The organism is Halosolutus sp. YCN4 (genome assembly GCF_059736495.1).
Genome location: NZ_JCASSM010000003.1, coordinates 96,477 through 111,733, shown reverse-complemented (window position 1 = coordinate 111,733; position 15,257 = coordinate 96,477). Strand labels below are relative to the sequence as shown.

The following is a 15,257-nucleotide window of genomic DNA, read 5'->3' as shown; positions in this document are numbered from 1 at the left end:
AGCGGCCTTTGATATGCGGCCCGACATAACACTTAAATAACCTCTCGAAAATTGTGCTGTACAGATGGAAGTCAGAGCCCAGCTGGCGGAGCGTGTAGCAGAGCCGATCACGGTGGCGCTGATTGGTCCAGGCGTGTACGGATCGCACCTCGCGTACCAGATCGAGGAGACTCCTGGGGTCGTCCCGGCCGTCCTCGCGGACCTCGACCTGGAGAAAGCCACGGGGACCTTCCGGGAGGTCGGGGTTCCCGAGGCGGACGTGGACGTCGAGGAGACCCGAGACGGCATCCGGGCCGCCTTATCGGCCGACCGGCGCGTCGCGACGACAAACGGCGTCGCCGCTGCCGGTGCACCGGTCGACGTAGTTGTCGAAACGACCGGCGACCCGGAGGCGGGTGCCCGCCACGCCTGGGAAGCTATCGAGGCCGGCAACGACGTCGTTATGGTGAGCGTCGAGGTAGACGCGACAGTGGGGCCACTGTTGGCGCGATTTGCGGCTCATCGGGGGGTAACCTATACCATGGCATACGGCGACGAACCCGCGCAGGTCGTCCGTCTCGCCGATTGGGCACGCCTCCAGGGATTCGACGTCGTTGCCGCTGGTCAGGGTACGGAACTGACCTTCGCGCCCCACGCAACCCACGAGGACGCCCTGCAGCGGTATGACCTGCCAGACTCGTTTATTGAGGAAAACGAGCCCGACGCCCGGATGTACAACACCTTCCTCGACGGCACAAAGGTCGCGGTCGAACTTGCCGCCGCGGCGAACGCGCTCGGCTTCCCGCCGGACACGGGCGGCATCCACATGCCGGAGACCGACCGTGATGGTTTGCTCGAGACGTTGCGACCCAAGGCCGACGGAGGCGTTCTAGACCGGACTGGGGTCATCGATGCGGTCACACCGACCGGCGATAACCCCAGCGCGTTCGTGGTGACGGAGGCCCCCAACGAGGCCACGCAGATCTACCTCGACCAGCGCTACAATATCAACACCACGTCCGATGGCCGGTACCAGGTCTTCCACAGGCCGTTCCACCTGCCCCAAGAGACGCTGGTGTCCATTGCCAGGGCGGCACTCCAGGACCGGGCCACAGGCGTCGTCACCCGGCAGACCACGGAGGTGGTGGCGGCTGCGAAGCGCGACCTCGAACCCGGCGAGACGATCCAGGGAGGCGGCGGCGACACTGTCTATGGACAGCTCGAGGACGCTTCGGTCGCCGCGGAGGCCGACCTGGTCCCGTTCGAACTCTTGAGCGGTGCTGAGGTGACCCGCCCCATCGCCACCGACCAGCCAGTGTCGACGAACGACGTTACCCTCGATACGGATTCGGTGCTGTACCACCTCCGGCAGCTCCAGGACTCGCTACTCTGAGAGGGAGTGCCGTTCGAACACGACGAGTGCGCCAGTGTCCCGGACCGTCTCTGGCGAGGTGAACCGAAGCACGGGTGCATGTGCGTCGAACAGCGGTCGGTCCGTCGACCGTCCCTTCTTTACTGGCCGAAAATTTATTATTGTCCCCTACCTCACCTGAATCACCAGTGATGCTAGCAAGCCTGAGCGCTGACGGCGAGGTACAGAACTATGTGGACGGCTCGTGGCAGAAACCGGCCGGGCGTGACAGCCAGCCAGTGACCAACCCTGCGACCGGGGAGCGACTGGCGACGATCCCGTTCAGCGATGCAGCGGACCTCGACGCGGCCGTTGACGCGGCGAACGAAGCATACGACGACTGGAGAAACACCGCCGTCGAGGACCGCATTCAGCCGCTGTTCCGACTGAAGTCGTTGCTTGAGGAGCACATCGATGAACTCGCCGAACTTCTGGTCCGCGAGCACGGGAAGACTCGGGCTGAGGCCCGGGGCGAACTTCGCCGCGGTATCGAGAACGTGGAGGTGGCCTGTGGGATGCCGCGACTCCAGCAAGCCGGCACGCTTGCCAACGCCGCGCCCGACATTGACGAGAGTGCCGTCCGTGAGCCACTCGGGACGTTCGTCGGCATCACGCCGTTCAACTTCCCGGCGATGATCTCGCTGTGGTTCCTCCCCCATGCCGTTGCTTCGGGCAACGCCTTCATCCTGAAGCCCAGCGAACAGGACCCCCTCGTTACCCAGCGTATCTTCGAGCTAGTAGACCAGGCCGGCTTCCCGGATGGTGTCGTCCAATTGCTCAACGGTGGGCCCGACACCGTGAACGAAATTATTGCCCACCCAGGTATCGAGGGCGTCTCGTTCGTCGGCAGCACGCCAGTCGCCCGCCACATCTACGAGACGGCGGCGGCCAACGGGAAGCGCGTCCAGGCCCAGGGCGGCGCAAAGAACCACGTCATCGTCACCGAGAGCGCCGACCTCTCGTACGCTGCCGAGAAGACGGTCTCTTCAGCCTGTGCCTGTGCTGGTGAGCGCTGTCTCTCGAACGACGTCGTCGTTGTCGAGGACTCGGTCTATGACGCGTTTGCCGACGAGATGGTTGCGAAGATGCGCGACCAGACCGTCGGGTACGGCCTCGACGACGGAGTCGATATCGGCGCAATCATCAGTGCCGACCACGAGGAGACGATCAGGGGATACGTCCAGTCTGGCGTGGACGAGGGTGCTAAGCTCCTCGTCGACGGGCGCGACGTGACCGTCGAGGGCTACGAAGACGGAAACTTCGTTGGTCCGTCGCTGTTCGGCGAGGTATCGCCGGAGATGACCATCGTCCGTGAGGAGCACTTCGGCCCTATCGTGGGACTGGTCCGCGTCGAGGACTTCGATGAGGCCGTCGACGTCGTCAACCGGAGCGACTTCGGCAACGCCGCGAGCCTGTTCACCGACAGCGGCCACAAGGCTGGTCGGTTCAAATGCGAAGTGGAGGCCGGGAACCTGGGCGTGAACGTTGGCACGGCCGCACCGATGGCGTTCTTTGCGTTCGGGGGACGGAAGGACTCGTTCTTCGGCGACCTCCACGCCCAGGGCTCGGACCTTGTCAACTTCTACACGGACAAAATGAGCTACATCGAGCGGTGGCCGGATCAGTCCTGAGCTGACCGACTGCCCACGAAGCGATTTCCTGCACGGAGTGTGGGGGATGTGGTATTCGTCTTCTATGTATCCAGAGAGATTTGCTGAGGAAACTCGTCACCGTCAGCCGACCCGTTCGTCTCGTCCATCTATTCATCTCGCACACGGCGCTGTCCAGATTAGCGTGTGAAGGAGCAAGGCGGTGGAATTCGAGGTGACCTGGCCAGAATTCGACCGCCTCGGTGGATCTAGCGTCGAGATTCAGCTGGACTTTGTGGAGCGCGAGCAGACACCGCGCGAACTGATGGAGTTGAGTATTCAGCCCTAGCTACGCAGGTTATCACTTTTGGATACTATCTCTGTCTTATAGAGTTTCGGCGTCAAACGGGCTCGATCGATCGTCCATAATTGGGTGTAGAATGCCGATTTACAGCCGACAGACGACAAACAACCGGATCACATTGCACTCGACGAAACCGTGATCCATCTCAACGACCAGCGCTACTGGCTCTACGCCGCTGTCGATCACGTAACGGACGAATTCCTCCACGCCAGGCTCTTTTCAACGCGAAACATGGGCCTAACTAAACGATTTCTCCAGGAACTTTGCGAAACACACGACGCCGACGACGCTGAGTTTCTCGTCGATTTCGGCCCGAGGCTTAAAGCCGCACACCACGTTCTTGACCTCCGATTTCGCCGCGAGACATACGGAAATCGGAATGCAATCGAACGTATCATTCAAGAAGTGAAACATCGGATCTACCAGTTTGAAATTGTTTTAGAAACGCCGAACCGGGAACCGCCGAAACATGGTTGTAGAGCTTCACCTATGCATGGAATCAGCTAATCTAAACAATGCCGGCATGACAGGGGCAAATTTCATGATCGCCGAGACCGGTTCGCTGGCGCTTATTACCAACGAGGGAAATGCCAGGAAGGTGGCTGAGTCCAATGATGTCTACATTGCGATCGTGGGACTCGAGAAGATCGTACCGTCGGTTGCCGACCTCGCACCATTTTTCGAACTTATCGGGCGCTCGGGCACCGGGCAGGCGCTTACTTCCTATACGACAATCTTGACACCTCCGATCGACAGCCGCCCGTTGAGGCCGATGAACGCGAGTTCCATCTCTTGTTGCTCGACAACGGCCGTACCGAGATGCGCGACGACGACGTGCCCCGGGATTTTCCGATGCGTTCAGGTCGACGTGGCGTCCACGACCGCACTCCGAACACGAAAAGTGGTCACCATCACAGGGTCCCATCGAACCGCATTCCGAACACTCCTGACTGGTGTGATACGAATTGACTTTCTCGACGCGGATACCAGCGCGTTTGGCTTTGTACGTGATGAACTGTTGGAGTTGGTGGAAGTACCACGAGTGGACACCCGACCACGAACCTTACCCTGAGGCGCTCATGGAGTCGTTCACCAGCGGCGACTCCCTGCTGGACCCCACGCGCCCCGAGAGCGGGACCATCGACAGCACGTATTGACTCTGGATCAACGTCGAGCCACCCACGCTGGAGCCGAAGGACTCCTGATTCAATCACCTAACTCGCGTAGTATGACATACTACGGCGGTGGGGCAGAATGGATCTCATAGCGTGATGTTAGGACTAGCGACATCGTTTCCGCGGTGATGATTAGCGAGTGCAACGGCCAGACGAAGGCAGAGAGCGATGAAAACGTGTGCTTTGACCCTTACTCGGCCTCGGACCCTCGGGGTCCCGAGGCCGAGATCTTTGCAGACGCCGATTGCTCGCTGTGTGGTTCACGGTTGGCAGTCCCCGGCGGGGAGTGTCACTGCGGCTCAGCCCAGAATATAATAAAAATTATATAATTCAAAATCTGATGTATAATTCCATTGTGGTCGCATTCGGGAAACCAATTCCCGAGAGACGATATGGCGATTACAGCCACGCTAACTTCGGAATTCAAACGCCAATTGTCGGTGACTGTTCGATTGCGGGTGGCGAACACCACATCGAGAAAGCACCACGTCTGAGCCGCGTGCTGGGCCAAGATACGTTGATAGGCCGTGGAAATACTCCTTAGCACAGATCCCCTAGGATAAAATAGAGTATCGAGAATAGATATCGAAACTAGAAGGTACGGCCTGAACTGTTCGCCGCCGATCCCAATCGAGTTCCGTTCGTACTCGTCTATCTTGTACTCCCGGTCGCACGATCGGCGTCCACTCGCGACCGCGCTAAGACGCGACGCGCCTCGACGCTCACGAGCGGCTGTGCTCGACCGCGCCAGTGCGTTCGCCCCGCGTCGCTACGTATGCGGGCTCCAGCAGTCCGACAAGCGCCTGCCCCGGTCTGCGGCAGCCGGCTCGCAGCCATGTGCGGCCCGTCGCCGGCTGTCGCGTCGACTCCCAACCCTGGTCCGACCAGCACACCGGTCCGATCGACGCCAGTCGCGTACGGGCGATACGTTCTTTGCTAGCACGCCACTACCGCTGACAATCACGATCGCATGAGCACGTCCGACGACCTCTTCGCCGACACCGCACCGGACGAGAGCGTCTTCGGCGACAAGCGCGCGCTCGATCCGCTGGCCGACCCGGTCGAGATCGTCGCCCGCGACGCCCAGGAGCGCGAACTGGCGACCATCCCGAATGGGGTCCACGAGGGCACCCTCCCGCCGACGGTCTCGATCTACGGGCCGCCGGCGACGGGCAAGACGCTGACCACGCGCCGCGTTTGCGGGGCGTTCGCGGCGCGCCACGACGCCGTCGCCGTCGAGTACGTCACCCTGACGGAGTGCCGGACGCTCTTCAGCGCGGCCACCGAGATCCTCTCCGAACTGACGGGCGACCGGAAGAAAGTCTACGCCGGCCTCGACGGCGTCTTCGCCGGCATCTGGGCCGCCCTGGCCGACTCCCCCGCCTGGACCGTCCTCCTGTGCGACGAGATCGACCACGGCCGCCACGACACGAACGACGATCCGACCGAGTTCTTCGACCAGCAGTTGCGCAATGAGGGTACCCTCGCGTGCGGGAGCAATCGCTGTCGAGTCCGCACCTGACCGACCGACACCGTCGGACACGATGGCGTCTCCACTGCTGTGTACGGTCGTACGGAGCCAGTATCCGGCCATGGCCACGGATCTCACCGAGCGGGTACAAGAGATCGCCGACGCACGAGGGAAACCCGAATCGGAGATCCTCGAACACGCCCTCGAGCGCGGCGTCGAAGCCCTCTGGATCGAGGTCGTCCTGTCGCGATACGTGACCGACGAAATCGACCGCGAGACGGCGATCGAACGCGTCGGTCGGGATCGGGTCACACGGACAGCCCGCGAACTGCAGGCCGTTGCCGACGATGTGCAGTGGGGACTCGATGCGTGAGTCTCGCGGTCGCTGACACGGGCCCAGTATCTGACTCGACGAGATCGATCACGCCCACGACGACTCCCAGTCTGGGTCTCGAACGTGGATCGTCGTCCCTGCCGCACTGTTTTCGCTGTGGCACTCGTACAGCCAGCTATGGGTGTCTATGCGGATGACGTGACCGAATTTGCACGCTCGGCTGACGCCGCCGATGCCGATCGGGACCCGTGAGGTGAGCGGCTACGCGGCATGGCGTCCGAACTCGACGTGGATGCCGTCGATGTCGTCCGGGACCTCCGCGAACGGACCTGTGGCTCGTTCTCGATACGAACCGCTTCGTCGCCACGGTCACCGATGAACCGGAGACGGGAGGACTTGCAGCCGATCTGTTGAGCGCCGAGCACAAATTGCTGACGTCGACACGCAACCTCATGGAACTGCGGACTGTGCCGGCGAAAAACCAGCGCTTCGCACTGTTCCGGGCGAACGTCGTTCAAGCGGAAATCACTCGGCGGCTGCTTCAATGAGGGCGATCGCCGTCTCTCGCAGTTCGGCGGTCATGTGCAGGCCGTGCTCGTCGAGCCGACGAACGATCGTCTTCGCGTCGTCTTCGGTCAGGCCCTCCTCGACGGCTCTGACGATGACGCCGATCGTCCCGGTGACCGTCGCCCCGAGGCCGCGGGCGACGGTGCGCACGCGGCGATCGTCGGAGACGACCGCCACTGACTCGTCGGCGTCGATGTGGGCAAGCACCGCCGCGATCAGGCGAACGTCGCCGTTCACCGCGGGTTCGTCAAGGATCGCGTGGGCCCGCGCGTCGTCCGCTTCCGGCGGCAGCGTCGTGTCGACCGCCTCCCGATCACACAGCCGATCGAGGGTCGTCCTGGCCGGCTCGGTCGTGACTTCGTCGCGAATCGTGGGCAGGACGACGAGCGTCCCGTCGAACGCCGTGAGTAACTCCAGTTCGCCGATCGCCCCGAGTCCGATGAGCGTCGTGGCGTCGACGTAGATCGTCGTCATAGCTCGCGCGCGCTGTCGGCGTCGGCGGCGAGCTCGTCGGGCGAGAGCTGGCTCGTCAGATTCCGCTCGCGGGCGATCTCGAGCCACTCGGCGATGCTCACCCCGGCGAGCCGGGCGGCCTGATTCGTCGACACCGCGCCGGTCTGGTACTGCTCGACGGCGCGTCGAATGCGGAGCTCCGCGAGCCCCTCGCGGAGGGCCTTGCGGATCACCGTGCTCTTGTCCTCGTCCAGCAACTCGGCGACTTCCTCCAGAGCTTCCTCGTCGTCGTCGGGGACGCGGGCGCTGATCGACGGCATTGTATACAATGTAGTACAGCGCACTACATAAACGCTCCGCCCGGGATGGCGTCGCTGGGACCGCCACCTGGATGAGGCGGGCGTGAGACGCTCACCGACACCGTTCCGATCGACGCCGCTGTCGGTATCGGGGCGATACGTTCTTTGCTGGCACGCCACTACCGCTGGCAACCGCGATCGCATGAGCAAGTACGACGACCTGTTCGCCGACACCGCACCGGACGAGAGCCTGTTCGTCGACAAGGGGGCGCTCGATCCGCTCGCCGACCCGGCCGAGATCTACGCCCGCGACGCCCAGGAGCGCGAGTTGGCGACCATCCTGAACGGCGTCCACGAGGGGTATCTGCCGCCGACGGTGTCGATCTACGGGCCGCCGGGGACGGGCAAAACGCTGACGACCCGGCGGGTCTGCCGGGAGTTCGCGGCGCGCCACGACGCCGTCGCGGTGGAGTACGTCAACCTCAAGGAGTGCCGGACGCTCTTTTCGGCGGCCAACGAGATCCTCTACGAACTGACGGGCGAGCGCAAGAAAGCGTACGCGGGTCTCGACGGCGTCTTCGCCGGCATCTGGAACGCCCTCGCCGACTCCCCCGCCTGGACCGTCCTGCTCTTGGACGAGATCGACCACGTCCGCCACGACACGAACTACGATCCGACCGACTTCTTCTACCGGCTGCTCCGCGGCGAGGGCAAACGCAAACGCGGGATCGACCTCTCGGTCTGGCTCCTCAGTAACGAGTTGCTCGAGGTCGATCTGCGCCTCGACAGCCGCGTCGAGAGCGCGATGAGCGACGAACAGGTCTTCTTCCCGCCATACGATCGCGACGCCCTCGAGGCGGTGCTCGCGCCGCGGCTCGAACGGGCGTTCCGCGACGGCGCGCTCCCGGCCGACGTCCAGCAGTACGGCGTGCGGGAAGCGGCCCGGCGCTGGGGCGACGCCCGGAAGGCGCTGACGCTCTTCCGCCAGGCCGGCGAGACTGCCACCGAGCGTGGCCTCGACCGGGTGACCGCGGAGTGTATCGATGCGAACCTCGACCAGACGGAAAAGGAGTCGACGATCGAGAAGTTGCTCGACCTGCCGTTCAACCACTTCTTGGTCTTGACAGGGATCGCGGGATGGAGAGAGGACGGCGAGATCAAACAACCGGTAACGACGACCGACGTTCGTACGCTTCTCGAGGACGACGAGTATCCCGACGAGTTCCAGCTCGGCGAGCGGGCGATTCGTGACGTCGTCACGGACCTCGAGACGATGGGGCTCGTCGAGACCTGGATTGAGTCCCGCGGTCGTGACGGCCGGGCGAAGCAGATCGAGACGACGTTCGATCCGGAGTGGATCCAGAAGGCGATCGAACCCTATATCGCGGAGTCGGCGTATCTTGCCTCGTTGAAGACGAGGTGACCGCCCGGGCCACCGTGTAACATCTATTTCGCTGGAACGCGTATGTGAACGTACACGACGGGAGTGTATCCGACCATGCCCCCATCCGACCGAGATCGACGGACACGCATCTGGGAACGCCACGTGCTTCGAGGTGAACCTCGTGAGGGGGTCGTCGCGAGCGTCGCCGCCGAATTCGACGTCGACGAGGAGACGGTCAACGAGGACTTGGACTCGATCTCCCACTGGCTGCCCCGACTCGACGAATTCCAGGAAATGGGTGGCATTCCACTCCTGCTGGAACTCCGCGCGAACCGCCAACAACTCCATCAACTGGCGGGTCAAGCCCGCGAAGACGAGGAGATAACGCAGGAACGCAAGATCCGCGAGGAAATCAATCGCTCGATCAACGTTGAGCGCCAACTGCTGAATTCAGATCTCAAGACGGAACTCTCCTCGAGTGATAAGACAATCGACGAATTGGCAGAAGGGCTAGACTGAGAGTTGTACATGAGGCGGCGCGCGGTTCCGTCCCAAACTGCCTCGTTCGCCCCGTGGTTGCCGCGATCACAGCCCGCCTCCCGAGGGACCGTGGCCGCGTTCACCATAGAGATGAAACCGAGCATGCTTCCGTTGCTGGTGCGGTCCCGGTAAGCAGTCCAACTGACGTCGCCCCGGGGACGGACTGTCCCGGTCGCACTGCAGGAGGGGCCATCATGCAGAGACAATGCCCGTGACCACCTCGCGTATTGCCGTGGGGATACGCCGCCGTCGCCTCCCGCTGCGACGCGGCGTTCGCGCGCTGCCCCACTCGGTGGTCGTCGCGATTCCACTTTCGGGCGTCGTCCTCCCGCTCGCGCGACGGTACGGGCAGCTGACGCTTGGTGTCGCGTTCGCGATCGGCTCCCGCTCGTAGCTGGCGACCGACGCCGTCGTGCTCTACCTAGGTGAGCCGACAAGTGTTGAAAATGCGCTGACCGATCGTTATCCCCGGGTCGACGACCGACGCCGCCGCGAGCGACAGTGGAACGGCTGCCGAGACGGGAACCAGTCTGTTCGGCACCACCCTCACTGGCCGCGGGCGACCCGACGCGCGCGGTGGGGGTCGTCGCGCTGGCAGGCGTGGTCCGGCTCCACGATGGCCGGCCAGGCATCAGCGAAGCGCGATCCCTGAGTCAGTGGCCGATCGACGCGCTCCGACCCGTCGTCCGACGATAACAGTCAAGAAGATTTATGCGACGGCTGTGCCGTGGGAGACACATTGGAGCCCGGTTCGGACGAACTGCAGTCGGCAATCGAGAGCCCGTTCGACGAGGGCTCGCTCGAGGGCCGCCTGTACGACGCGATTGTCCACGCGCAGTCACCGATCACGGTCGCTGACCTCGCCACTCGAGGCATGGCGATGGACATCGTACAGGAGTTCGGTCCTGACGGGATCCATGTCGCACACGTCGTCATCGATGGGCAAATCGACGGCCCAGGGACCCGCGAGCTGGCTCCCGATCGCTCCGACGAGACGGTTCTCGATCCCGATGAACTGGCCGAGACATACTGGCACCTCGTCGAGCAGGATCGTATCGACACGATGCCGTGCGAAGTACACATCACGAACGGCCCCACAGAACTCGGAGTTTATCTAGTGGGATTACCGGCGGAACGAGGTCTGGCGCTGTTGTGTGACGGTGTGTGCCCTGAAAGTGTGGTGACCCGCGACCGCCGTTCTTTGACGAGAGCAGCGACCGCCTCGTCGACGGGATCGCTTTTTAACCGGTCCTGGCAGAAGTCACGAAGCGACCGGCCTCGCGCATACTCGTCGGATTCTGGTCTGCGATCGCCCGACTCAATTCGAGGCGAAGCGGTGTGAGATCCGTAACGCGGTCGTCATAGGGTCCCACCTGGTGGATCGGCCGTTCATTGCCCTCGAGAGGGCGACACTCTTTGCCGGTGATATGTTCACCGCTCAGCCCCTCGACCACCCGCGAACCGGTGCGTTTCGACCGTGTCACCAGTGATTGACGGGTTCCAGATATATAAAACGGCGTTGCGTTGCCCTCCAGGCAAGTTTCGTTCGTTGGAAATACAGCGGCTTCTGGGATTCCCCGCTGAAGCTCGGGCTATGAACTAATCGCTCCTGTACAGGATTGAAACCAACACGCTGGCCAAGAAACAGTGTTCATTTTATGCAGCGACTACGTGATCGAATGACTCACCGGATATTCTCACTCACAGGATCGGCGTCATCCTTCGTTAACGATATTGATTGTCGGTTGCGGCTCCAAGAGTGGCCAGCGACAGGTCGCCATTATAGTTGGCATCAGAAGTACTACTCACTTTGGAATCGATAGTTCTTCCAGTACTGCTATAGCGGCTATAAGAGGGACACATTCCACTAGGACCGACTACTCCTAGACGGCTGAAAGACAGAACATAGTCCGACAGAATTCCGACCTACCTCTATTTTATCCTGGAAAGACATATTTATGTGGAAATAGTCCGATTGACGAATTGGGCATGACAATGACACACAGAAGCATGGACAAGCGTCGTGTCGGACAAGGATGGTTTGGATTCATCATCATTAGCAACCTCACGCTTATCGGATACTTGTACTACTACCAGCGATCGACAGGAACCGTCGTCGGGCTACCGGAGCCCTACGTCGCACTCCTAGCGCTTATGACATTTGTCGTCGGTGCCAACTCTGTGTTCGCGTGGCTCTATCTCGGGAAACCAGACCTGCGCGAAGTGTTTACGCAGCCAAAATCGACCGATTCTACGGAGGGGACATAAATGGCGGCCTGGATTTATCTCGGTCTGGGGCTGACACTGTTATATCTCGCCGGATTGTTCGTGTTGTCTCTCCACGGAAGCCGTCTCACTGAACTCAATATTAGCGATTATTTTGTCGCAAGCGGGTCATTAAGTAGCGTCGTGATTTTTCTCACGATGATTGCATCTGCGTTTTCCGCATTTACGTTCCTTGGTGGTGGTGGGATCGCCTACGAACTTGGGATCGCCGGGCTTGTGATCATTGGTGCGATCGTCGTTACAGACTTCCCAATCATCGTCATGCTTGGGGAAAAAATCTGGAAGATCAGTAAAACCGGAAAGGACTACGTTACGCCCGCCGACCTCTTCTGTGACCGGTACGGAGGGAGTCGTAGTGTACGCGTACTCGTCGCGTTGATTTCGGTCGGCTTTACACTGTTCTATGTCACGATCCAGTTTACTGGGATGGGACTCGTCCTCAATGTCTTGACCGAAGGCATGATTTCTCGCGAGTCCGCTGTGGTGGTTATCGGAGTCGCCATGGCCGGATATATCGCGATCGGGGGGATGAGAGGCGTTGCGTACACTGACGCATTGCAGGCACTTCTGCTGTGGGCTGGAATGATTTTCGTTTCTGGCTGGGTTCTCCTTACGAGCCCGACTGGCGTGTACGCAGACGTCACACAGCAGTTCGACCGTGTCGCACTGATCACGATGGATCCGCTCTATCTCTATACAGCTGCAGCCGGATTCGGGCTCGCGATCCCCGTGTTCCCGCATATCTGGCAACGCTATTATTCATCAAAACGCCACTCAGCCGTCTGGGCCATGGGATTTGGCGATTCGTTCTCCGCGCTAGTACTTTTGACTCTGTTCCCTGGGATCATCGGGTTTGCAGGGATAACCGCACACCAGGGTCTGGAAAACGCTGATACGGTCATTCTGCAGTACATCCTCGAGATGCCAGGACCAGTGCTGGGTGTACTGATGGCCGCTGCAGTGGCAGCTGCAATGTCGACCGCAGACACGATGATCCTGATGATGGGATCGATCATCTCGCGTGACATCTACCAGGAATTGCTCCCCACAGACATCTCTGAGGAACGGTTGTCCCGCCATTCAAAGGTATTCTCAGGAATGCTCGCAATGGTGGCGCTGGGTTTCTCGCTCGTCGACCTTGGTCTGCTCGTCGGCATCGCGATTGATCTGGCAATTCCAGGCTACTTGCTCCTGCTCCCACCTGCGATAGCGGCATTCTGGTGGTCACAGGCGAACTGGCAGGGGACCGTCGCGGGGTTACTCACCGGCCTAACGACTATCTGGTACTACTCGCTTACCGAGGCTGCAGTGCCACTCGGGTTGTGGATCGGGACGCCAGGACTGATCGTCTGTGCTGTCGTCCTCGTGGGCGTATCACTTGTCACCTCGGCACCAGATGAGGATCGTGTTGAGGAGTTCGTCTACAAACTTCGCGAGTACGATCCCAAAGCACTTGAGGGTGGCAAGAAAGTCACTCTCAACCGGGACGGAATAGACGTTCCGACAACTTCTGACAAAGCTAGCGGAGGCGAGGACGACTAACAGATGTTGTACCCGGGAACTCCCCGGGTTCAATCAGCTTCAAGAGATCATAGGGTGGTGTCGACGATATCTGTCGAGTAGGCTCGATACTGCGACTCACCAGAATGCACGGTGTGACCGGAGCAACAGCGTCATTTGCCGATCGGTCGCACCGACGGTTTGGCCGAACGAGTGTTCCGAACGTACTTTCAGTGAACGAGACCATATGTCGAACTCCACGAACCGCGGGGTATTGGTGATGCACTGGCGCTATCATTATACTGTGCTAGCACTCTGTACCGTCCCGTTCTTCGCGACGATGGTTGTACGGCTGTCGATTAGTCCAGTCATGCCAGCCATCACTGCCGAGTTTGCCGTCTCGAACAAGCTGATCGATGCCGCCCTCTCCGGGATGTGGCTTACGTACGCGATTGTTCAATATCCAAGCGGGCCCTTAGCTGATCGGTTCGGTGAGCGACAGACCATTAGATCAACACCAGAATAGGAATTGCGACACTCGGGATTGCCGCTGCACCCCCGATTTAGCGTCTTTTTCGCTGGAACCATCTCACTCGGGCTCACAGCAGGATCACACTTCAGCGTCGCGATTGCGCTGCTCGCGCATACGTATGATGGTCTTGGAACTCCGCTCGGGACCCACAACGACGAAGCTCCGGCTGCAGGACTAATCATGCCAACCGTTGTGTCGTGGATAGGTGTCCGCTTTGGCTGGCGTCCTGCTGTCGCTGTTGCCACGGTCGTCGCGACAGTCGCTGCCGTACTGTTTGCTCGCGGTGTTCGCCCGATAGAAACCTCGTCAGTCCGGGCGATCAATCTGAGAGCAGATCTGAATGCGATCACTAATCGGCGTACTCTCTCGGACAGCAATCGCGTTTACCGGCGAAATTGCCGTGCTCACCGAGTTCGCGTGGACGGGTCTTGTCTCGTTTCTGCCGACATTTCTCACCACGTATCGCGGCTACTCCTCAACACCCGCCGCACTCCTGTTCGCGGCCTACTTCATGGTGCTCGGTCCCCTTCAAGTTGGCGTGGGCGCGGTTTCGGACCGGTACGGACGCAATCTCGAAACGGGTCTGTGTATGTGCACAAACATCACCGGACTCTCGTTGCTAGTGACTGTCTCCGGAATCGTCGCGTCTGCCGTTAGCATCCTGTTTATTGGATTCGGCATGGGGTGGGGCGCAACTGTATTTCCGCGGTTCATGGACCATCTCTCCGAGACCGAGCGTGGGAGGGGGTTCGGCCTGGTGCGAACCGTGTACCACACGAGCAGATAGCTGTTATTCGTTCGACGGATCGAGGACGGTCTCGCGCGCCTTCTCGGTGAGATTCGCGGATACAGATCGGTTGTTCTCGAACTCCTGCATCACGAATTTTGACGAAGTCTCGTTGACACCCTCGATTGCGACGATCCGGTCGATGAGGTCGTTTAGCTGATCACGTGTCTGAACGCGACTGATAACGACAAAGTCGACATCACCCATCGTGTAGTACACCTGCTCGACGCCCTGAAGTGCGATCAGTTCCTCGCCAATATCTTCCGAGTAGCCGCTTTCGTGCGTGACGGAAACGTCTGTGATCGCGACCATTTCTAGACCGAAAGCGAGCGGATCGACGTCGGCGGTGACGCCTTGGATCACGTCGGTATCCTTGAGCTTGTTCAGTCGATAATGAACCGCGGACTTTGAAAGGTCGAGTTCGTCGGCTAACGTTTCGAGACTGACGTCGAAATCGTCTTCTACGCGCTCAAGGATGGCAAGGTCCGTTTCATCGAGATTTGGAGCCGCCGGTAACGTGTCGTTCATACGGGTCCGTTAGTGAGACTGAGTGAAGAAACCTCCTTTCGTAATCGTATGGCAAATA

Annotated in this window: 13 protein-coding genes and 4 pseudogenes; 13 read left to right on the top strand and 4 right to left on the bottom strand. The window is 60.5% G+C overall.

Features of this window, described 5'->3' with window-relative positions; all coding sequences use genetic code 11:
- Positions 1–64: 64 nt before the first annotated feature.
- The 4 genes and pseudogenes from AC6I6X_RS11195 to AC6I6X_RS11180 form a co-directional block, all read left to right on the top strand.
- Positions 65–1,372, top strand: coding sequence for an SAF domain-containing protein (locus AC6I6X_RS11195; RefSeq protein ID WP_497930599.1), 1,308 nt, complete (start codon positions 65–67; stop codon positions 1,370–1,372).
- Positions 1,373–1,542: 170 nt separating this feature from the next.
- Positions 1,543–3,021 (top strand): CoA-acylating methylmalonate-semialdehyde dehydrogenase, encoded by a 1,479-nt coding sequence (locus AC6I6X_RS11190; protein ID WP_497930598.1) that lies wholly within the window; start codon positions 1,543–1,545, stop codon positions 3,019–3,021.
- 193 nt (positions 3,022–3,214) lie between these two features.
- A pseudogene (locus tag AC6I6X_RS11185) lies at positions 3,215–3,822 on the top strand (IS6 family transposase).
- A 41-nt stretch (positions 3,823–3,863) separates the two neighbouring features.
- A pseudogene (locus AC6I6X_RS11180) lies at positions 3,864–4,189 on the top strand (LUD domain-containing protein); the annotation flags it as partial.
- On the opposite strand, the pseudogene AC6I6X_RS11175 reads toward AC6I6X_RS11180, so the two are convergent.
- Positions 4,176–4,403 (bottom strand): annotated as a pseudogene (locus AC6I6X_RS11175) (zinc ribbon domain-containing protein); the annotation flags it as partial. The pseudogenes AC6I6X_RS11180 and AC6I6X_RS11175 sit on opposite strands and share 14 nt — an antisense overlap.
- On the opposite strand from AC6I6X_RS11175, the gene AC6I6X_RS11170 reads away from it, so the two are divergent.
- From AC6I6X_RS11170 to AC6I6X_RS11160, 3 genes and pseudogenes are all read left to right on the top strand, one after another.
- Positions 4,354–4,500: a hypothetical protein gene (locus AC6I6X_RS11170; RefSeq protein ID WP_497930597.1), complete on the top strand. Its 147-nt coding sequence runs from the start codon at positions 4,354–4,356 to the stop codon at positions 4,498–4,500. The pseudogene AC6I6X_RS11175 and the gene AC6I6X_RS11170 sit on opposite strands and share 50 nt — an antisense overlap.
- 988 nt (positions 4,501–5,488) lie before the next feature.
- Positions 5,489–6,013, top strand: a pseudogene (locus AC6I6X_RS11165) (Cdc6/Cdc18 family protein); the annotation flags it as partial.
- A gap of 97 nt (positions 6,014–6,110) precedes the next feature.
- Positions 6,111–6,362 (top strand): hypothetical protein, encoded by a 252-nt coding sequence (locus AC6I6X_RS11160; RefSeq protein WP_497930596.1) that lies wholly within the window; start codon positions 6,111–6,113, stop codon positions 6,360–6,362.
- Positions 6,363–6,848: 486 nt separating this feature from the next.
- Here the strand turns inward: AC6I6X_RS11160 and AC6I6X_RS11155 are convergent, their stop codons facing one another.
- Together AC6I6X_RS11155 and AC6I6X_RS11150 are read right to left on the bottom strand one after the other, a co-directional pair.
- Positions 6,849–7,364, bottom strand: a complete 516-nt coding sequence (locus tag AC6I6X_RS11155; RefSeq protein ID WP_497930595.1) for a PIN domain-containing protein — start codon at positions 7,362–7,364, stop codon at positions 6,849–6,851.
- The gene (locus tag AC6I6X_RS11150; RefSeq protein ID WP_497930594.1) at positions 7,361–7,663 is read right to left on the bottom strand and encodes a UPF0175 family protein; all 303 of its coding nucleotides are present in this window, start codon (positions 7,661–7,663) and stop codon (positions 7,361–7,363) included. The genes AC6I6X_RS11155 and AC6I6X_RS11150 overlap by 4 nt, the downstream gene beginning before the upstream one ends.
- Before the next feature lie 181 nt (positions 7,664–7,844).
- On the opposite strand from AC6I6X_RS11150, the gene AC6I6X_RS11145 reads away from it, so the two are divergent.
- The 6 genes from AC6I6X_RS11145 to AC6I6X_RS11120 all read left to right on the top strand — a co-directional run bounded on the left by AC6I6X_RS11145 (position 7,845) and on the right by AC6I6X_RS11120 (position 14,671).
- Positions 7,845–9,065 carry a Cdc6/Cdc18 family protein gene (locus AC6I6X_RS11145; RefSeq protein ID WP_497930593.1) on the top strand — a complete coding sequence of 407 codons (1,221 nt, stop codon included), beginning with the start codon at positions 7,845–7,847 and terminating at the stop codon, positions 9,063–9,065.
- 75 nt (positions 9,066–9,140) lie between these two features.
- Positions 9,141–9,545, top strand: a complete 405-nt coding sequence (locus AC6I6X_RS11140) for a PqqD family peptide modification chaperone (protein ID WP_497930592.1) — start codon at positions 9,141–9,143, stop codon at positions 9,543–9,545.
- A 760-nt stretch (positions 9,546–10,305) separates the two neighbouring features.
- Positions 10,306–10,908 carry a hypothetical protein gene (locus AC6I6X_RS11135; RefSeq protein WP_497930591.1) on the top strand — a complete coding sequence of 201 codons (603 nt, stop codon included), beginning with the start codon at positions 10,306–10,308 and terminating at the stop codon, positions 10,906–10,908.
- A gap of 647 nt (positions 10,909–11,555) precedes the next feature.
- The gene (locus AC6I6X_RS11130) at positions 11,556–11,834 is read left to right on the top strand and encodes a hypothetical protein (RefSeq protein WP_497930590.1); all 279 of its coding nucleotides are present in this window, start codon (positions 11,556–11,558) and stop codon (positions 11,832–11,834) included.
- Entirely contained in the window at positions 11,835–13,394 is a 1,560-nt protein-coding gene (locus tag AC6I6X_RS11125; protein ID WP_497930589.1) for a sodium:solute symporter family protein, read from the top strand.
- 890 nt (positions 13,395–14,284) lie between these two features.
- Positions 14,285–14,671 carry an MFS transporter gene (locus AC6I6X_RS11120; protein WP_497930588.1) on the top strand — a complete coding sequence of 129 codons (387 nt, stop codon included), beginning with the start codon at positions 14,285–14,287 and terminating at the stop codon, positions 14,669–14,671.
- A 3-nt stretch (positions 14,672–14,674) separates the two neighbouring features.
- Here AC6I6X_RS11120 and AC6I6X_RS11115 read toward each other — a convergent pair whose 3' ends face one another.
- Complete coding sequence (locus AC6I6X_RS11115; protein ID WP_497930587.1) at positions 14,675–15,199, bottom strand: Lrp/AsnC family transcriptional regulator; 525 nt, start codon at positions 15,197–15,199, stop codon at positions 14,675–14,677.
- Positions 15,200–15,257 lie beyond the last annotated feature (58 nt).